Here is a 17211-nt window from a genome sequence, read left to right on the forward strand (position 1 = left end):
TCAAATGATCGATTATGAAGTATTGCGTTTTATCTGGTGGCTGCTGGTTGGCGTTCTGCTGATCGGTTTCGCCGTCACGGATGGTTTCGACATGGGGGTGGGGATGCTCACCCGTTTCCTCGGTCGTAATGACACCGAGCGTCGAATCATGATTAACTCCATCGCCCCTCACTGGGACGGTAACCAGGTGTGGCTGATCACCGCAGGCGGCGCGCTGTTCGCTGCCTGGCCGATGGTCTACGCGGCTGCGTTCTCCGGCTTCTATGTGGCGATGATTCTGGTGCTGGCCTCTTTATTCTTCCGTCCGGTCGGTTTCGACTACCGTTCCAAGATTGAAGATACCCGCTGGCGCAACATGTGGGACTGGGGCATCTTCATTGGTAGCTTCGTTCCACCGCTGGTGATTGGCGTGGCATTCGGTAACCTGCTGCAGGGCGTACCGTTCCACCTCGATGAATACATGCGTCTTTACTACACCGGTAACTTCTTCCAGTTGCTGAATCCGTTTGGCCTGCTGGCCGGTGTGGTGAGCGTGGCGATGATCATCACTCAGGGCGCAACTTACCTGCAGATGCGTACTGTGGGTGAACTGCACCTGCGTTCCCGTGCTACTGCTCAGGTGGCGGCACTGGTGACGCTGGTTTGCTTCGCTCTGGCAGGCGTGTGGGTGGTGTACGGTATTGATGGCTACGTGGTGACGTCTGCGATTAACCACTCGGCACCGTCTAACCCTCTGACCAAAGAAGTGGCGCGTCAGGCTGGTGCATGGCTGGTGAACTTCAACAATACCCCTGCGCTGTGGGCGATCCCGGCTCTGGGCGTGCTGCTGCCGCTGCTGACCGTGCTGACGTCTCGTCTGGAGAAAGGTGCTCTGGCGTTCGTGTTCTCTTCACTGACGCTGGCGTGCATCATCCTGACGGCGGGTATTGCCATGTTCCCATTCGTCATGCCATCCAGCACCATGCTGAATGCTAGCCTGACCATGTGGGATGCAACCTCCAGCCATATGACGCTGAACTTAATGACTTACGTTGCTTGCGTGTTCGTTCCGATTGTTCTGGCCTACACCATCTGGTGTTACTGGAAAATGTTCGGTCGTATCACCAAAGAACATATCGAAAGCAACACCCACTCTATGTACTAAGTAAGGAGCTGAATATGTGGTATTTCGCATGGATTTTAGGGACGCTTCTTGCCTGTGCTTTTGGTGTCATCACTGCCCTGGCGCTTGAGCACGTCGAAGCGACCAAAGCGGGTGAAGAAAAACACTGATGAATATTATCGCGAAGCTTTACGCGGTAATGGATAAGCGCCCGTTACGGGCGCTTTCTTTAGTGATGGCATTACTGCTGGCAGGCTGTATCTTCTGGGACCCGTCGCGCTTTGCGGCAAAGACCAGCGAGCTTGAGATCTGGCACGGCTTCCTCATCATGTGGGCGGTGTGCGCAGGTGTGATCCACGGCGTGGGCTTTCGTCCGAAAGCCGTTCACTGGCAGGGAATTTTTTGCCCGCTGATTGCCGATCTGGTGCTTCTCGCCGGTTTGATTTTCTTCTTCTTCTGAATAAGAAATGTCCGTTAACGTTATGGGCTTACCCGAGCCCATAAAAATTTACTCTCCGTTTACTTTCCCCCATTCCAAACCATCTTTCCCGCGCGTATAGTAGCGAAGTTTAAAAGCTCTAACTTTTGTTGCATTACTGGGATGTAAAGTGAATACAACGCTGTTTCGATGGCCGGTTCGTGTCTATTACGAAGATACCGATGCCGGTGGTGTGGTTTACCACGCCAGCTACGTTGCTTTTTATGAACGGGCACGCACAGAGATGCTGCGCCATCATCACTTTAGTCAACAGGTGCTGTTGGCTGAGCGAGTTGCCTTCGTGGTACGCAAGATGACGCTTGAGTATTTTGCGCCTGCCAGACTCGACGATATGCTCGAAGTCCAAACTGAAATTACATCAATGCGCGGGACCTCACTGGTTTTCACGCAGCGGATAGTCAACGCAGAGAACACCGTACTGAACTCAGCTGAAGTACTGATTGTTTGTGTTGATCCAACCATAATGAAGCCTCGTGCGCTTCCTAAGTCTATTGTCGCGGAGTTTAAGCAGTGACTGACATGAATATCCTTGATTTGTTCCTGAAGGCAAGCCTTCTGGTTAAACTTATCATGTTGATTTTGATTGGTTTTTCAATCGCATCCTGGGCCATCATCATCCAGAGAACGCGTATCCTCAATGCTGCTGGCCGTGAAGCGGAAGCATTTGAAGATAAGTTCTGGTCGGGTATTGAACTTTCTCGCCTGTATCAGGAAAGCCAGGGACGCCGTGAAAACCTGACCGGCTCCGAACAAATTTTCTACAGCGGATTCAAAGAGTTCGCTCGTCTGCATCGGGCAAACAATCATGCGCCGGAAGCCGTCGTGGAAGGGGCATCGCGTGCGATGCGTATCTCCATGAACCGCGAGCTGGAAAATCTTGAAACGCACATTCCTTTCCTCGGTACCGTGGGTTCTATCAGCCCGTATATCGGTCTGTTTGGTACCGTGTGGGGGATCATGCACGCCTTTATCGCGCTGGGCGCGGTGAAGCAGGCGACGTTGCAGATGGTTGCACCGGGTATCGCTGAAGCACTGATTGCGACCGCTATCGGTCTGTTTGCGGCAATTCCGGCGGTAATGGCTTACAACCGTCTGAACCAGCGCGTGAACAAACTGGAACTGAACTACGACAACTTTATGGAAGAGTTCACCGCGATTCTGCACCGTCAGGCGTTTACCAGCACCGAGAGCAACAAGGGGTAAACCATGGCCAGATCGCGTGGACGAGGTCGTCGCGAGCTCAAGTCCGAAATCAATATCGTGCCACTGCTGGACGTTCTGCTGGTACTGCTGCTGATCTTCATGGCAACAGCGCCCATCATTACCCAGAGTGTGGAAGTCGATCTGCCGGATGCGACAGAATCACAGGCGGTGAGCACCAATGACGATCCTCCGGTCATCATTGAAGTTTCCGGCGTAGGGCAGTACAGCGTAGTGGTAGAGAAAGATCGTATGGATCAACTGCCACCTGAGCAGGTTATTGCCGAAGCGCAGCGTCGCCTGGAGTCAAATCCGAAAACGGTCTTCTTAATCGGTGGCGCGAAAGACGTACCCTACGATGAAATTATTAAAGCGCTGAACTTGCTACATAGTGCGGGTGTTAAGTCAGTTGGCTTAATGACTCAACCTATTTGATCATCCGCGTAGTTTTTGGGAACCGATAGTGTCAAAGGCAACCGAACAGAACGACAAGCTTAAGCGAGCGATAATCGTCTCCGCAGTGCTGCACGTTATTCTTTTTGCAGCGCTGATCTGGAGTTCGTTCGACGAGCATATTGATGCATCAGCAGGCGGCGGTGGAGGGTCTTCCATTGACGCCGTAATGGTGGATCCCGGTGCGGTAGTGCAAAACTATAATCGCGAACAACAGCAGAAGGCGAGTGCCAAACGGGCTGAAGAGCAGCGTGAAAAACAGGCGCAACAGCAGGCGGAAGAGCTGCGTGAGAAGCAGGCCGCCGAGCAGGAGCGTTTGAAGCAGCTTGAGAAAGAACGTTTGCAGGCGCAGGAAGCCGCGAAAGCGCAGGCGGAACAGCAGAAGCAAGCCGAAGAGGCCGCGAAGAAAGCGCAGGAACAGCAAAAGCAGGCGGAAGAGGCGGCAGCAAAAGCCGCAGCGGATGCCAAAGCGCAGGCTGATGCCCAGGCAAAATTAGCGGCAGAAGCGGCGAAGAAAGCGGCTGCCGATGCCCAGAAGAAAGCTGAGGCCGAAGCCGCGAAGAAAGCCGCTGCGGATGCCCAGAAGAAAGCCGAAGCGGAAGCCGCGAAGAAAGCCGCTGCTGACGCACAGAAGAAAGCTGAAGCCGAAGCCGCGAAGAAAGCCGCTCAGGACGCAGAGAAGAAAGCGGCTGCCGAGGCTGCGAAGAAAGCCGCTGCGGCTGAGAAGGCTGCTGCCGAAAAAGCTGCCGCCGCTGAAAAAGCCGCTGCTGATAAAAAAGCTGCAGCTGAGAAGGCCGCTGCCGATAAGAAAGCAGCTGCTGAAAAAGCGGCTGCTAAAAAGGCTGCTGCCGCTGAAAAAGCCGCGGCCGCCGCAGGGGTTGACGATCTGCTGGGGGATTTAAGCTCCGGTAAGAATGCACCGAAAACGGGCGGTGGCGCGAAAGGAAACAACGCAGCGCCGACCGGAAGTGGTAACACTAAGAGTAACGGTGCGACAGGGGCTGAAATCAACGGCTATGCCGCGCAGATTAAATCGGCGATTGAAAGCCGGTTCTATGATGCGTCTTCCTATGCCGGTAAAACGTGTACGCTGCGTATAAAACTGGCTCCGGACGGCATGCTGCTTGATATTAAGTCTGAAGGTGGCGACCCGGCTTTATGTACTGCGGCTCTGGCTGCAGCGCGTCAGGCGAAGATGCCTAAACCGCCTTCTCAGGCAGTCTACGAAGTCTTCAAAAATGCGCCGCTGGACTTCAAACCTTAAGTTACATTTTCCCCGTGCAAACGGGGAAAAATAGACCAGGTTTAGTCACAGGGTTCGGGTAGTTTTGTCTATTTGAGTTTGTTAACATTCTGCTAAATTATCGTGGGTAAGGTTACCCGGATAAGGGAGATATGATGAAGCAGGCATTACGTGTAGCATTTAGTTTTTTAATGCTGTGGGCAGCAGTCCTGCACGCAGAAGTACGTATCGAGATCACCCAGGGGGTGGACTCGGCACGCCCAATCGGTGTTGTTCCGTTCCAGTGGGCCGGTCCTGGCGCTGCACCTGAAGATGCCGGTGGTATCGTGGCGGCTGACCTGCGTAACAGCGGTAAATTCAACCCGTTAGATCGTTCTCGTCTGCCGCAGCAGCCGGGCAGTGCGCAGGAAGTCCAGCCTGCTGCATGGTCTGCGCTGGGTATCGATGCCGTGGTGGTGGGGCAGGTTACGCCTAACCCGGACGGTTCTTACAACGTGGCCTGGCAGCTGGTAGATACCGGCGGTGCACCGGGTACCGTTCTGGCACAGAACTCTTACAAGGTCACTAAACAGTACCTGCGCTACGCGGCACACGCGGCCAGCGACGCGGTATTCGAAAAGCTGACCGGTATTAAAGGTGCGTTCCGTACCCGTATCGCATATGTGGTACAGACCAACGGCGGTCAGTTCCCGTACGAGCTGCGCGTATCTGACTACGACGGTTACAACCAGTTCCTGGTGAAACGCTCTTCACAGCCGCTAATGTCTCCAGCCTGGTCTCCGGACGGGTCCAAACTGGCGTATGTGACCTTCGAAAGTGGTCGTTCTGCGCTGGTTATCCAGACGCTGGCTAACGGTGCGGTGCGTCAGGTAGCGTCGTTCCCACGTCACAACGGTGCGCCTTCCTTCTCACCAGATGGGTCTAAACTGGCGTTTGCGCTTTCTAAAACCGGTAGCCTGAACCTGTACGTGATGGACATTGGCTCCGGCCAGATCCGTCAGGTGACCGACGGTCGCAGCAACAATACTGAACCATCATGGTTCCCGGACAGCCAAAACCTGGCGTTTACCTCTGACCAGGCAGGCCGTCCACAAATCTATAAAGTGAACATTAACGGCGGTGCTCCGCAGCGTATCACCTGGGAAGGCTCTCAGAACCAGAACGCAGACGTGAGCAGCGACGGTAAATTCATGGTAATGGTCAGCTCCAACGGTGGGCAGCAGCACATTGCCAAACAAGATCTGGTAGCGGGTGGCGTTCAAGTTCTGTCGTCAACGTTCCTGGATGAAACGCCAAGTCTGGCACCTAACGGCACTATGGTAATCTACAGCTCTTCTCAGGGGATGGGATCTGTGCTGAATCTGGTTTCTACAGATGGGCGTTTCAAAGCGCGTATTCCGGCCACTGATGGACAGGTAAAATCACCTGCCTGGTCGCCGTATCTGTAAATAATAATTAATTGATTACTAAAGGAATCATAGAAATGCAACTGAACAAAGTGCTGAAGGGGCTGATGATCGCTCTGCCTGTAATGGCAATCGCAGCGTGTTCTTCTAACAAGAACGCCAGCAATGACCAGAGCGGCGAAGGCATGATGGGTGCCGGTACCGGTATGGACGCGAACGGCAATGGCAACATGTCTTCTGAAGAGCAAGCGCGTCTTCAGATGCAGCAGCTGCAGCAGAACAACATCGTTTACTTCGATCTGGATAAATACGACATCCGTTCTGACTTCGCTGCGATGCTGGATGCTCACGCTAACTTCCTGCGTAGCAACCCATCTTACAAAGTCACCGTAGAAGGTCACGCGGACGAACGTGGTACTCCAGAGTACAACATCTCCCTGGGCGAACGTCGTGCTAACGCCGTTAAGATGTACCTGCAGGGTAAAGGCGTTTCTGCTGACCAGATCTCCATCGTTTCTTACGGTAAAGAAAAACCTGCAGTACTGGGTCACGACGAAGCGGCTTACTCCAAAAACCGTCGTGCCGTACTGGTTTACTAAGAGAATTGCATGAGCAGTAACTTCAGACATCATCTGTTGAGTCTGTCGTTACTGGTTGGAATAGCGGCCCCCTGGGCCGCTTTTGCTCAGGCACCAATCAGTAGTGTCGGCTCAGGCTCGGTAGAAGACCGGGTCACTCAGCTCGAGCGTATTTCTAACGCTCACAGTCAGCTTTTAACCCAACTCCAGCAGCAACTTTCCGATAACCAAAACGATATTGACTCTCTCCGCGGTCAGATTCAGGAAAGTCAGTATCAGCTTAACCAGGTTGTGGAACGTCAGAAGCAAATTTTATTGCAGATAGATAGCCTCAGCAGCGGCGGTGCAGCAGCACAACCCGCAGCGGGCGATCAAAGCGGCGCGGCAACCTCAGCGCCTGCGCCGTCTGCTGATGCTTCAGCCTCAACAGGAGCGCCTGTACAGAGCGGTGACGCGAATACGGATTACAATGCGGCCATTGCCCTGGTGCAGGATAAATCTCGTCAGGATGACGCGCTCGCTGCGTTTCAGAACTTTATCAAGAAATACCCTGACTCAACCTATCAGCCAAATGCGAATTACTGGCTCGGTCAGTTGAATTACAACAAGGGTAAAAAGGACGATGCGGCGTTTTATTTTGCCTCCGTGGTAAAAAATTACCCGAAATCGCCGAAAGCGCCAGATGCGATGTTTAAGGTTGGCGTGATCATGCAGGACAAAGGCGACACGGCGAAAGCCAAAGCGGTTTATCAGCAGGTGGTCGCAAAATTCCCGGGCACCGAAGGTGCTAAGCAGGCGCAAAAACGCCTGAATTCGATGGGATGATTATCGCATGACCAGAAATCGCGTTATTTCTGGTCGTGCAGCATGATTACTAAGCAGTTAAGTGATCTTCATCGAAATTTTTGTTGCGCAGAATTCTTAAATCAGTAATATATGCCGCCGTTGCCACGGGATATCAAACAACGTGAAAGCAGCATAAAAGTGGGTCGTTAGCTCAGTTGGTAGAGCAGTTGACTTTTAATCAATTGGTCGCAGGTTCGAATCCTGCACGACCCACCACTAAGTCAGGTGGAATTAGTAGTAAAACGTGAAGGATAACGTTGCGTCAGCAACGGCCCGTAGGGCGAGGCGAAGCCGAGTCATCCTGCACGACCCACCACTTAACGCAGTTCCGGCAGTACAGAGTGGGTGATTAGCTCAGTTGGTAGAGCATCTCCTTTACACGGAGGGGGTCGGCGGTTCGAGCCCGTCATCACCCACCACTCGGGTCGTTAGCTCAGTTGGTAGAGCAGTTGACTTTTAATCAATTGGTCGCAGGTTCGAATCCTGCACGACCCACCAATTTTATTGGTGCCGAGTGATAATTCAGGCAACACCCGAATGGGTCGTTAGCTCAGTTGGTAGAGCAGTTGACTTTTAATCAATTGGTCGCAGGTTCGAATCCTGCACGACCCACCAGCCTGAATAAATTTGCAGTACATCCCGCAAGGGGTCGTTAGCTCAGTTGGTAGAGCAGTTGACTTTTAATCAATTGGTCGCAGGTTCGAATCCTGCACGACCCACCAATGTAAAAAAGCGCCCTAAAGGCGCTTTTTTGCTATCTGCGATTTGGATGATTCGAACCTGCAGCAGGTTCGAGCCGAACGTAGTGAGGCACCGGAGCCGTTTACGGCGACGGCCCGAAGGGCGAGCGAAGCGAGTCATCCTGCACGACCCACCAGTGTAGAAAGGCGCCCTAAAGGCGCCTTTTTGCTATCTGCCGTACAACAAATGCTCCGCCCATCTATTCCCGGTGACTTTTCACTCCAGATTCGCTATCTTGTTTAGTATATAAAACACAATTGCCCTGCGTTTTGCTTTGTCAGGCAAAAGAAAGGCAATATTGTTAAGCCAGTAAAACGAGAAGCCATAATGAGCGTGATGTTCGATCCTGAAGCCGCAATCTATCCGTTTCCGCCAAAGCCTGTGCCATTAAGCCAGGATGAAAAACAATTCTACCGCGAGAAGATCAAACGGCTTCTCAAAGAGCGCGATGCGGTGATGGTGGCCCATTACTACACCGATCCGGAAATCCAGCAGCTGGCGGAAGAGACCGGGGGCTGTATTTCTGATTCACTGGAGATGGCCCGCTTCGGTGCAAAACATCCCGCTTCCACGCTGCTGGTTGCAGGCGTGCGTTTTATGGGCGAAACGGCAAAGATCCTCAGCCCGGAAAAAACCATTTTGATGCCGACGCTCAATGCGGAGTGTTCGCTCGATCTCGGCTGCCCGATTGACGAATTCACCGCCTTCTGCGACGCCCATCCTGACCGGACCGTGGTTGTTTACGCCAACACCTCTGCGGCGGTAAAAGCGCGCGCAGACTGGGTGGTTACGTCGAGCATCGCCGTTGAGCTGATTGAGCATCTGGACAGCCTGGGTGAGAAAATTATCTGGGCCCCTGACCGCCATCTTGGCAATTACGTTCAGAAGCAGACCGGCGCTGACGTTCTCTGCTGGCAGGGCGCCTGCATTGTGCACGACGAATTCAAGACCCAGGCGCTGTCTCGTATGAAGGCGCTTTATCCTGACGCGGCCATTCTTGTTCATCCTGAATCACCGCAGTCGATTGTTGATATGGCCGATGCGGTTGGCTCAACCAGCCAGCTTATCAACGCGGCCAGGACGCTGCCGCACAAGCAGCTCATCGTCGCGACCGATCGCGGTATCTTCTATAAGATGCAGCAGGCCGTACCGGAGAAAGAGCTGCTGGAAGCACCAACGGCAGGTGAGGGTGCGACGTGCCGCAGCTGCGCGCATTGCCCGTGGATGGCGATGAACGGCCTGAAGGCCATTGCCGAAGGGCTCGAGACAGGCGGTGCAGCGCATGAAATTCATGTGGACGCCGCTCTGCGTGACGGTGCGTTAATTCCGCTTAACCGCATGCTGGATTTTGCGGCTACACTACGTACTTAATTCAAAAACGCACTGGGGAAAAGATGGATTTTTTTAGCACGCAAAACATTCTGGTTCATATACCGATTGGTGCAGGTGGCTATGACCTGTCATGGATTGAAGCCGTAGGCACGCTGGCGGGGTTGCTGTGTATCTGGCTGGCAAGCCTGGAGAAGATCAGCAACTACGCGTTCGGGCTGATTAACGTCACGCTGTTTGCGATTATCTTCTTCCAGATCCAGCTGTACGCCAGCCTGCTTTTACAGCTGTTTTTCTTCGCCGCCAATATTTACGGCTGGTACGCCTGGTCCCGGCAGAACAGCCAGCAGGAGGCGGAGCTGCAGATCCGCTGGCTGCCCTTACCGAAAGCCATCGCCTGGTTTGTCGCCTGCGTCGTCGCCATTGGTTTGATGACCGTCTACATCAACCCGGTGTTTGCGTTCCTGACCCGCGTTGCCGTTTCGGTCATGTCCGCGATTGGCCTCAACGTGACGATGCCGGAGCTTCAGCCGGATGCCTTCCCGTTCTGGGATTCCTGCATGATGGTGCTGTCGATCGCGGCGATGGTCCTGATGACCCGTAAATACGTTGAGAACTGGCTGCTGTGGGTCATCATCAACGTCATCAGCGTGGTGATTTTTGCCCTTCAGGGCGTCTATGCCATGTCGCTGGAGTATCTGCTGCTGACCTTCATTGCCCTGAACGGCAGCCGGATGTGGATCAAGAGCGCGCGTGAGCGTGGCTCACACGCGCTTTCAAGCTAGTGGTGATGATGTGAATGGTCGGGCTGCGCCTCGTTAAGGTGGCAGTCCGGCCCGCTACAGGGCTGATACTCCATCTGGATGGTGGCGTGACCTATCTCATAGTGATGTTCAAGAAAGTGCTGGATGCGTTCAAGCAGCGCGTCGTGGTCATGGGGCGGGATGACCTGGACGTGCAGCGTCATGACCGGCTTCTCGCCTACCAGCCAGACGTGCACGTGATGAACGTTACGCACTTCCGGGACAGTACGGCGCAGGTTTCGTTTCAGCTCGTCAATGTCCATTGATGCCGGCGCCCCTTCCAGCAGTTCATTGACGCTCTCCTTCAGTAGCCGCCAGGCGCTGCGCAAGACCAGACACGATACCAGCACGGAGAGAATGGAGTCGACAGGCGTCCAGCCGGTATAGAGGATCACCAGCGCGGCGACAATCGCCCCTACTGAGCCGAGCAAATCCCCCAGCACATGCAGAGCCGCAGCGCGAACGTTGAGGTTCTTTTCCCCGCTGCCGCGATGCAAAATCCAGAACGCCAGAATATTTGCCAGCAACCCCGCCACGGCAATCACCATCATTGTCGTCCCGGCGATGGGCTGCGGGTGCCTGAAACGCTGTACGGCCTCCCAGACGATAAGAACAGTAATAACCACCAGCGCGATGGCGTTAACAAACGCGGCAAGGGTGGTCAGCCTCAGCCAGCCGAAGGTATGACGCGCGTTGGGTGGGCGGCGAGCAAACTGCACCGCCAGCAGGGCGAAAAGCAGCGCTGCGGCATCGGTCAGCATATGTCCGGCATCAGCCAGCAGCGCCAGCGAGCCGGAAACCAGGCCGCCAATGACCTCGATAACCATAAACGTGGCCGTAACGCCAAAGGCCAGCATAAGTCGTTTTGCATTGTCGTTGCCGGGAGAAGATGGGTGTGAGTGGGTGTGCGCCATGTCTGCTTTCCTGATTCGTTATTATTTTAGTGTAGCGTTTTTAACAGGTTACTCCAAAAAGAAAGGAGAGCCTGGGCTCTCCTTTCACATTTGAAGCATCAGGAATTACTGGGTTGTGCCATCAGTTTTGGTATTGGCGTCGTTACCCACTTTGTCGTTCGGATCGGGACATTTGCCGTCCTTGCACATCGAGTTCTTATGAACCTCATTCGAGCTCATGTTGTCATGATTCATGGTGTCGGAAGCACTACCGTTCGGATGCAGCATAGTACCGCCGGTGTTGGTATTGCCGGTATTGATCTGGCTGTTATCGACATTATTCGGGGCGATATTCTGTTTCGCATCAGGCGCAACCTGGCCTGCCGCTGCTGCCGCATTGGCATCACCGTTGCTGTCTGAAGCCCCCGTTTCTGCGGCCAGGACGCTGCCGCTGGCAAGGGTGAGTGTGGCAGTCAGGAAGAGGGTGGTCAGTTTTGTCATTTTCATGATGGTGCTCCTGTTCTTGTCGTTACGCTGGATAACATTCTCCAACAGTGCATCTTTTTAGAGGCGAAAGATTCCGCCTTACGGACTTACGTCAGTAGGGAATCGCGTTTAAGCGTTTAAAAATGGTTGTTACAGTTAAAAAGCTTAGGTTAGATCTCATTTTTCGCTATTTTGTGGCGATTTTTAGGCGAATTCCAGGAATTATCTGCGTGAAGTGTAAAACCGTGTTTACACTTCCTGGTCGACAAGATAGATTGAAAGGATTGCTTTCATTACTAAAGATATGGCAGAGCTGGAAAGAAGATGAATTATCAGAACGACGATTTACGCATCAAAGAGATCAATGAGTTATTACCTCCTGTAGCACTCCTTGAGAAATTCCCCGCCACTGAAAATGCCGCAAATACGGTTTCTCATGCTCGTAAAGCGATCCACAAGATCCTGAAAGGTAATGACGATCGTCTTCTGGTGGTGATTGGCCCGTGCTCCATTCACGATCCTGCCGCTGCGAAAGAGTATGCGGCGCGTCTGCTCACCCTGCGTGAAGAGTTAAAGGATGAGCTGGAAATCGTCATGCGCGTCTATTTTGAAAAACCGCGCACGACCGTGGGCTGGAAAGGGCTGATTAACGATCCGCACATGGATAACAGCTTCCAGATCAACGACGGCCTGCGCATTGCGCGCAAGCTGCTGCTGGAGATCAACGACAGCGGCCTGCCTGCTGCCGGCGAGTTCCTGGATATGATTACGCCACAATACCTGGCAGACCTGATGAGCTGGGGTGCCATTGGTGCCCGTACCACTGAATCTCAGGTTCACCGCGAGCTGGCTTCCGGTCTCTCATGTCCGGTGGGCTTCAAAAACGGTACTGATGGCACCATCAAAGTGGCTATCGATGCCATCAACGCCGCGGGTGCGCCGCACTGCTTCCTGTCCGTGACCAAATGGGGTCACTCCGCCATCGTCAACACCAGCGGTAACGGTGATTGCCACATCATTCTGCGCGGCGGTAAAGAGCCAAACTACAGTGCAAAACACGTGGCAGAGGTGAAGGCCGGGCTGGAAAAAGCCGGGCTGCCACCGCAGGTGATGATCGACTTCAGCCACGCCAACTCCAGCAAGCAGTTCAAAAAGCAGATGGAAGTGGGGGCAGACGTCTGTCAGCAGATCGCCAACGGTGAGAAGGCGGTAATTGGGGTGATGATCGAAAGCCATCTGGTTGAAGGTAACCAGAACCTGGAAGGCAGCGAGCCGCTGGTGTATGGCAAAAGCGTCACCGATGCCTGCATTGGCTGGGACGATACCGATGCCATCCTGCGTCAGCTGGCGAATGCGGTAAAAGCGCGCCGCGGCTGAGTCCTCATGCACAAATAAAAAAGCGCGGAAGGCTCCGCGCTTTTTTTACGTCTGGCGAAAATTACTTCGCTTTACCCTGGTTCGCGACAGCCGCTGCTTTCGCTGCGATCTCGTCCGCGTTACCCAGGTAGTAATGTTTGATTGGCTTGAAGTTTTCGTCGAACTCATATACCAGCGGTACGCCAGTTGGGATGTTCAGTTCGAGGATCTCGTCTTCGCCCATGTTGTCCAGGTATTTCACCAGCGCGCGCAGGGAGTTACCGTGAGCAGCGATGATCACGCGCTCACCGCTTTTCAGGCGTGGCAGAATGGTTTCGTTCCAGTAAGGCACAACGCGGTCGATGGTCAGCGCCAGGCTCTCGGTAGTTGGCAGCTCAGCGTCGGTCAGTTTCGCGTAGCGCGGGTCGTGGCCCGGATAGCGCTCGTCATCTTTGGTCAGCTCTGGTGGGGTGACCGCGAAGCCGCGACGCCACTGTTTAACCTGCTCGTCGCCGTATTTCTCAGCGGTTTCCGCTTTGTTCAGACCCTGCAGCGCACCGTAGTGACGCTCGTTCAGTTTCCAGGATTTCTCAACCGGCAGCCAGGCCTGATCCAGTTCGTCCAGCACGTTCCACAGAGTGTGGATGGCACGTTTCAGCACAGAGGTGTAAGCAAAATCAAAGCTGAAGCCTTCTTCCTTCAGCAGTTTACCTGCTGCTTTTGCTTCGCTTACGCCTTTCTCGGACAGATCAACGTCGTACCAACCGGTAAAGCGGTTTTCGTTGTTCCACTGGCTTTCGCCGTGACGCACCAGGACCAGCTTAGTAATAGCCATCTCTTACTCCTCAAGCATTTTTAGAATGATAACAATTCTCATTATATTGCTGTGGCCGTGCCAGCAGCAACGCTTAACCCTAACCATAGCGAAAATAGTCTCTGAGTGTAAGATGCTTGTGAATCCAGGGTTAGGATTTTGTCAGCGATCGGCGCTATTTTCAGCAAGACGCGCAGAAAAAAGCCCTCCGATGGGAGGGCTGGAAATCATTCCGGAATAAAATGGTATTCCGTCACGCTAATGTACTCTTCACCGGGGCGCAGCACGCAGTCCGGCTGCGGCCATTCCTGATGATTGGGGCTGTCCGGCAGGAACTCGCTCTCAAGCGCAAGTCCTTGCCAGTCGCTGTACTCATTGTGTTCGCGCGCCGTCGTGCCGCCGAGGTAGTTGCCCGAGTAGAATTGCAGGGCAGGGGCGGTGGTATACACCGTCATCTGCAGTTTCTCATCGCTGGACCAGACCTGCGCGGCAGGCTGCTTCACATCACCTTTGGCGTGCAGCAGGAACGCGTGATCGTAGCCTTTCACCTTGCGCTGATCGTCATCGCTCAGGAAATCCTGGGCGATAACTTTCGCGCTGCGGAAATCAAAGCTGGTCCCGCTCACGTCTTTCAGGCCCTGATACGGAATGCCCATCTCGTCAACCGGCAGATACGCGTCCGCCAGGATCTGCAGCTTGTGGTTACGCACGTCGCACTGGTTGCCGTCGAGATTGAAGTAGGCATGGTTAGTCAGGTTAACCGGACACGGCTTATCGACCGTCGCACGGTATTCAATAGCGATACGGTTGTCGTCCGTCAGTGTAAAGCGCGCGGACGCGGTAAGGTTCCCCGGGAAGCCCTGATCGCCATCAAGCGAATCCAGCGAGAACAGCACTTCGCCGTCGTTTTGACGAACTATTTTCCAGCGGCGTTTATCAAACCCGTCCGGACCGCCGTGAAGCTGGTTCTCGCCCTGGCTTGGCAGCAGCGGGTACTGCACGCCGTCGAGCTCAAAACGGCTCTTCGCGATGCGGTTGGCATAGCGCCCGACGGACGCGCCCAGATAGGCAGACTGATTAACGTACTGCTCGGGTGAGGCGCAGCCCAGCAGGGTTTCGCGCACGCTGCCGTCCGGCATCGGTACGCGGGCAGAAAGCAGGGTCGCACCCCAGTCCATCAGCGTAACCACCATCCCCGCGCTGTTGCGCAGGGTTAACAGGCGATACGGCAGACCATCCGGTGCGAGGGTAGGTGTTTCGTTTAGCACTGTCCGGCTCCTTGTGATGCTTTACATACATAGAACGTTTCTTTGATGCCCGTTTGCGCTTCGTACTGCTTCGCCACGGCGTCCTGGACGGCAGGGACCAGCTCTTCCGGCACCAGCGCGACGATGCAGCCGCCAAAGCCGCCGCCCGTCATGCGCACGCCGCCTTTATCGCCAATAACCGCTTTGACGATGTCCACCAGGGTGTCGATCTGCGGCACGGTGATTTCAAAATCATCGCGCATGGAGGCGTGAGATTCCGCCATCAGCTCACCCATGCGCTTCAGGTCACCTTTCGCCAGCGCGGAGGCGGCTTCAACGGTACGGGCATTTTCGGTCAGCACGTGACGCACGCGTCTGGCGACGACAGGATCCAGCTCGTGCGCCACTTTGTTAAATTCATCGAGCGTCACGTCGCGCAGGGCAGGCTGCTGGAAGAAGCGCGCGCCGGTTTCGCACTGTTCGCGGCGGGTGTTGTACTCGCTGCCCACCAGCGTGCGTTTAAAGTTACTGTTGATAATCACGACGGCCGCGCTTTTTGGCAGGGGAACGGCTTTGGTGCCAAGCGAGCGGCAGTCGATCAGTAAAGCATGCTCTTTTTTGCCTAGCGCGGAGATCAGCTGGTCCATGATGCCGCAGTTGCAGCCCACGAACTGGTTTTCCGCTTCCTGACCGTTCAGGGCAATTTGCGCCCCGTCCAGCGGCAGATGATACAGCTGCTGGAAGACGGTTCCCACGGCCACTTCGAGCGAGGCCGACGAGCTTAAGCCCGCACCCTGCGGCACGTTGCCGCTGATGACTAAATCGGCGCCGCCGAAGTTCTTGTTGCGCTTCTGCAGATGCTTCACCACGCCGCGCACGTAGTTAGACCACTGCTGGCTGTCGTGCGTCACAATCGGGGCATCAAGGGAAAACTCGTCCGTCTCATTACCGTAATCCGCCGCAATCACGCGAACCTGGCGGTCATCGCGCTTCGCACAGCTGATAACCGTCTGGTAATCGATGGCGCACGGCAGCACGAAGCCGTCGTTGTAGTCGGTGTGTTCACCGATCAGGTTGACGCGACCAGGCGCCTGAATTACGTGGGTGGCAGGGTAGCCAAATTTCTCAGCAAACAGGGATTGTGTTTTATCTTTCAGACTCATTTTTAGACTCCTGATTCGCGATAGTGGACGTCGCTGACGGCACGCAGACGCTCTGCCGCCTGTTCCGCCGTCAGGTCACGCTGGGTTTCCGCCAGCATTTCATAGCCCACCATAAATTTACGCACCGTTGCAGAGCGCAGCAGCGGCGGATAGAAATGGGCGTGCAGCTGCCAGTGCTGATTATCTTCGCCGTTAAACGGCGCGCCGTGCCAGCCCATGGAGTACGGGAAGGAGCACTGGAACAGGTTGTCGTAACGGCTGGTCAGCTTTTTCAGCGCCAGCGCCAGGTCGTCGCGCTGCGCGTCGCTGAGATCGGTAATGCGCTGAACGTGCGCTTTCGGCAGCAGCAGCGTCTCAAACGGCCAGGCGGCCCAGTAAGGCACGACCGCCAGCCAGTGTTCGGTTTCCACTACGGTACGGCTGCCGTCGGCCAGCTCGCGCTGGGTGTAGTCCACCAGCATGGGTGAGCCGTTTTCTACGAAATAGTCCTTCTGCAGACGGTCTTCACGCTCGGCTTCGTTGGGCAGGAAGCTGTTCGCCCAGATCTGGCCGTGCGGATGCGGGTTAGAGCAGCCCATCGCCGCGCCTTTGTTTTCGAACACCTGCACCCACGGATAGCTCTGCCCCAGCTCAGCGGTTTGCGCCTGCCAGGTGCTGACCACCTCTTTCAGCGCGTCCACGCTCAGCTCCGGCAGCGTTTTGCTGTGATCGGGCGAGAAGCAGATCACGCGGCTGGTACCGCGCGCGCTTTCGCAGCGCATCAGCGGGTCGTGGCTCGCGGGGGCATCCGGGGTGTCGGTCATCAGGGCGGCAAAATCGTTGGTAAACACGAAGGTGCCTTTGTAGTCCGGGTTTTTATCCCCGGTCACGCGCGTGTTGCCCGGACAGAGGAAGCAATCCGGGTCGTGCTGCGGCAGGGTCTGTTTTGCAGGCGTCTCCTGCGCCCCCTGCCAGGGACGCTTGGCGCGATGCGGAGAGACCAAAATCCATTGCCCGCTTAGCGGGTTAAAACGACGATGCGGATGATCGACGGGATTAAACGAAGTCATGAC

The 17211-nt window shown here is 54.8% G+C and carries 19 protein-coding genes, 5 tRNA genes and 1 other RNA gene; 19 read left to right on the top strand and 6 right to left on the bottom strand.

The window, feature by feature from the left end:
- Nucleotides 1-4: 4 nt before the first annotated feature.
- The 18 genes from cydB (at nt 5) to pnuC (ending at nt 10182) form a co-directional block, all read left to right on the top strand.
- Nucleotides 5-1144, top strand: a complete 1140-nt coding sequence (gene cydB / locus IB212_RS06665) for a cytochrome d ubiquinol oxidase subunit II (protein WP_028012386.1) — start codon at nt 5-7, stop codon at nt 1142-1144.
- 14 nt (nt 1145-1158) lie between these two features.
- Nucleotides 1159-1272, top strand: coding sequence for a cytochrome bd-I oxidase subunit CydX (gene cydX, locus IB212_RS06670; RefSeq protein ID WP_003858598.1), 114 nt, complete (start codon nt 1159-1161; stop codon nt 1270-1272).
- Nucleotides 1272-1562 (top strand): cyd operon protein YbgE, encoded by a 291-nt coding sequence (gene ybgE / locus IB212_RS06675; protein ID WP_008501100.1) that lies wholly within the window; start codon nt 1272-1274, stop codon nt 1560-1562. Before cydX ends, ybgE begins: the two co-directional genes overlap by 1 nt.
- Nucleotides 1563-1710: 148 nt before the next feature.
- A complete protein-coding gene (gene ybgC / locus IB212_RS06680; RefSeq protein WP_003858593.1) occupies nt 1711-2115 on the top strand; it encodes a tol-pal system-associated acyl-CoA thioesterase in 405 nt (134 codons plus the stop codon).
- Nucleotides 2112-2804 carry a Tol-Pal system protein TolQ gene (gene tolQ, locus IB212_RS06685; protein WP_008501101.1) on the top strand — a complete coding sequence of 231 codons (693 nt, stop codon included), beginning with the start codon at nt 2112-2114 and terminating at the stop codon, nt 2802-2804. The genes ybgC and tolQ overlap by 4 nt, the downstream gene beginning before the upstream one ends.
- A 3-nt stretch (nt 2805-2807) precedes the next feature.
- The gene (gene tolR / locus IB212_RS06690) at nt 2808-3236 is read left to right on the top strand and encodes a colicin uptake protein TolR (RefSeq protein ID WP_003858589.1); all 429 of its coding nucleotides are present in this window, start codon (nt 2808-2810) and stop codon (nt 3234-3236) included.
- 28 nt (nt 3237-3264) lie between these two features.
- Nucleotides 3265-4518 carry a cell envelope integrity protein TolA gene (gene tolA / locus IB212_RS06695; RefSeq protein ID WP_028012388.1) on the top strand — a complete coding sequence of 418 codons (1254 nt, stop codon included), beginning with the start codon at nt 3265-3267 and terminating at the stop codon, nt 4516-4518.
- A gap of 134 nt (nt 4519-4652) precedes the next feature.
- Nucleotides 4653-5945, top strand: a complete 1293-nt coding sequence (tolB, locus tag IB212_RS06700) for a Tol-Pal system beta propeller repeat protein TolB (protein ID WP_013097529.1) — start codon at nt 4653-4655, stop codon at nt 5943-5945.
- A 35-nt stretch (nt 5946-5980) separates the two neighbouring features.
- On the top strand, nt 5981-6502 hold the full coding sequence (gene pal / locus IB212_RS06705; protein WP_003858578.1) for a peptidoglycan-associated lipoprotein Pal: 522 nt from the start codon (nt 5981-5983) through the stop codon (nt 6500-6502).
- 9 nt (nt 6503-6511) lie between these two features.
- Nucleotides 6512-7306: a cell division protein CpoB gene (cpoB, locus tag IB212_RS06710; protein ID WP_028012389.1), complete on the top strand. Its 795-nt coding sequence runs from the start codon at nt 6512-6514 to the stop codon at nt 7304-7306.
- 161 nt (nt 7307-7467) lie between these two features.
- Nucleotides 7468-7543, top strand: a tRNA-Lys gene (locus IB212_RS06715).
- A gap of 127 nt (nt 7544-7670) precedes the next feature.
- Nucleotides 7671-7746 (top strand) — tRNA-Val (locus IB212_RS06720).
- Nucleotides 7747-7749: 3 nt separating this feature from the next.
- Nucleotides 7750-7825 (top strand) — tRNA-Lys (locus IB212_RS06725).
- 41 nt (nt 7826-7866) lie between these two features.
- Nucleotides 7867-7942 (top strand) — tRNA-Lys (locus IB212_RS06730).
- A gap of 31 nt (nt 7943-7973) precedes the next feature.
- Nucleotides 7974-8049, top strand: a tRNA-Lys gene (locus tag IB212_RS06735).
- A 26-nt stretch (nt 8050-8075) separates the two neighbouring features.
- Nucleotides 8076-8204: non-coding RNA, RtT sRNA (locus IB212_RS06740), on the top strand.
- A gap of 191 nt (nt 8205-8395) precedes the next feature.
- Nucleotides 8396-9439 carry a quinolinate synthase NadA gene (gene nadA, locus IB212_RS06745; protein WP_041910759.1) on the top strand — a complete coding sequence of 348 codons (1044 nt, stop codon included), beginning with the start codon at nt 8396-8398 and terminating at the stop codon, nt 9437-9439.
- Nucleotides 9440-9462: 23 nt separating this feature from the next.
- A complete protein-coding gene (pnuC, locus tag IB212_RS06750; RefSeq protein WP_028012391.1) occupies nt 9463-10182 on the top strand; it encodes a nicotinamide riboside transporter PnuC in 720 nt (239 codons plus the stop codon).
- On the opposite strand, the gene zitB is transcribed toward pnuC, so the two are convergent.
- Nucleotides 10179-11114 carry a CDF family zinc transporter ZitB gene (zitB, locus tag IB212_RS06755; RefSeq protein WP_188245780.1) on the bottom strand — a complete coding sequence of 312 codons (936 nt, stop codon included), beginning with the start codon at nt 11112-11114 and terminating at the stop codon, nt 10179-10181. The two genes, pnuC and zitB, sit on opposite strands and share 4 nt — an antisense overlap.
- A gap of 105 nt (nt 11115-11219) precedes the next feature.
- Entirely contained in the window at nt 11220-11600 is a 381-nt protein-coding gene (locus tag IB212_RS06760) for a protein YbgS (RefSeq protein WP_041910758.1), read from the bottom strand.
- A 303-nt stretch (nt 11601-11903) separates the two neighbouring features.
- Here IB212_RS06760 and aroG point away from each other — a divergent pair, with 303 nt between their 5' ends.
- Nucleotides 11904-12956 (top strand): 3-deoxy-7-phosphoheptulonate synthase AroG, encoded by a 1053-nt coding sequence (aroG, locus tag IB212_RS06765; RefSeq protein WP_028012394.1) that lies wholly within the window; start codon nt 11904-11906, stop codon nt 12954-12956.
- A gap of 61 nt (nt 12957-13017) precedes the next feature.
- On the opposite strand, the gene gpmA is transcribed toward aroG, so the two are convergent.
- The 4 genes from gpmA to galT all read right to left on the bottom strand — a co-directional run bounded on the left by gpmA (nt 13018) and on the right by galT (nt 17208).
- Nucleotides 13018-13770 (bottom strand): 2,3-diphosphoglycerate-dependent phosphoglycerate mutase, encoded by a 753-nt coding sequence (gene gpmA / locus IB212_RS06770; protein ID WP_008501111.1) that lies wholly within the window; start codon nt 13768-13770, stop codon nt 13018-13020.
- A 206-nt stretch (nt 13771-13976) separates the two neighbouring features.
- Nucleotides 13977-15017, bottom strand: coding sequence for a galactose-1-epimerase (gene galM, locus IB212_RS06775; protein WP_188245779.1), 1041 nt, complete (start codon nt 15015-15017; stop codon nt 13977-13979).
- On the bottom strand, nt 15011-16159 hold the full coding sequence (gene galK, locus IB212_RS06780) for a galactokinase (protein ID WP_060573578.1): 1149 nt from the start codon (nt 16157-16159) through the stop codon (nt 15011-15013). Before galK ends, galM begins: the two co-directional genes overlap by 7 nt.
- Before the next feature lie 2 nt (nt 16160-16161).
- On the bottom strand, nt 16162-17208 hold the full coding sequence (gene galT / locus IB212_RS06785) for a galactose-1-phosphate uridylyltransferase (protein ID WP_041910755.1): 1047 nt from the start codon (nt 17206-17208) through the stop codon (nt 16162-16164).
- Nucleotides 17209-17211: the final 3 nt, after the last annotated feature.

The organism is Enterobacter sp. E12 (genome assembly GCF_014596715.2).
GTDB classification, from domain to species: domain Bacteria; phylum Pseudomonadota; class Gammaproteobacteria; order Enterobacterales; family Enterobacteriaceae; genus Enterobacter; species Enterobacter bugandensis.

Coding starts and splice junctions, on each gene's coding strand:
- cydB (WP_028012386.1), top strand. CDS start 5: ATGATCGATTATGAAGTATTGCGTTTTATCTGGTGGCTGCTGGTTGGC.
- cydX (WP_003858598.1), top strand. CDS start 1,159: ATGTGGTATTTCGCATGGATTTTAGGGACGCTTCTTGCCTGTGCTTTT.
- ybgE (WP_008501100.1), top strand. CDS start 1,272: ATGAATATTATCGCGAAGCTTTACGCGGTAATGGATAAGCGCCCGTTA.
- tolR (WP_003858589.1), top strand. CDS start 2,808: ATGGCCAGATCGCGTGGACGAGGTCGTCGCGAGCTCAAGTCCGAAATC.
- tolB (WP_013097529.1), top strand. CDS start 4,653: ATGAAGCAGGCATTACGTGTAGCATTTAGTTTTTTAATGCTGTGGGCA.
- pal (WP_003858578.1), top strand. CDS start 5,981: ATGCAACTGAACAAAGTGCTGAAGGGGCTGATGATCGCTCTGCCTGTA.
- cpoB (WP_028012389.1), top strand. CDS start 6,512: ATGAGCAGTAACTTCAGACATCATCTGTTGAGTCTGTCGTTACTGGTT.
- nadA (WP_041910759.1), top strand. CDS start 8,396: ATGAGCGTGATGTTCGATCCTGAAGCCGCAATCTATCCGTTTCCGCCA.
- pnuC (WP_028012391.1), top strand. CDS start 9,463: ATGGATTTTTTTAGCACGCAAAACATTCTGGTTCATATACCGATTGGT.
- zitB (WP_188245780.1), bottom strand. CDS start 11,114: ATGGCGCACACCCACTCACACCCATCTTCTCCCGGCAACGACAATGCA.
- IB212_RS06760 (WP_041910758.1), bottom strand. CDS start 11,600: ATGAAAATGACAAAACTGACCACCCTCTTCCTGACTGCCACACTCACC.
- aroG (WP_028012394.1), top strand. CDS start 11,904: ATGAATTATCAGAACGACGATTTACGCATCAAAGAGATCAATGAGTTA.
- gpmA (WP_008501111.1), bottom strand. CDS start 13,770: ATGGCTATTACTAAGCTGGTCCTGGTGCGTCACGGCGAAAGCCAGTGG.
- galK (WP_060573578.1), bottom strand. CDS start 16,159: ATGAGTCTGAAAGATAAAACACAATCCCTGTTTGCTGAGAAATTTGGC.
- galT (WP_041910755.1), bottom strand. CDS start 17,208: ATGACTTCGTTTAATCCCGTCGATCATCCGCATCGTCGTTTTAACCCG.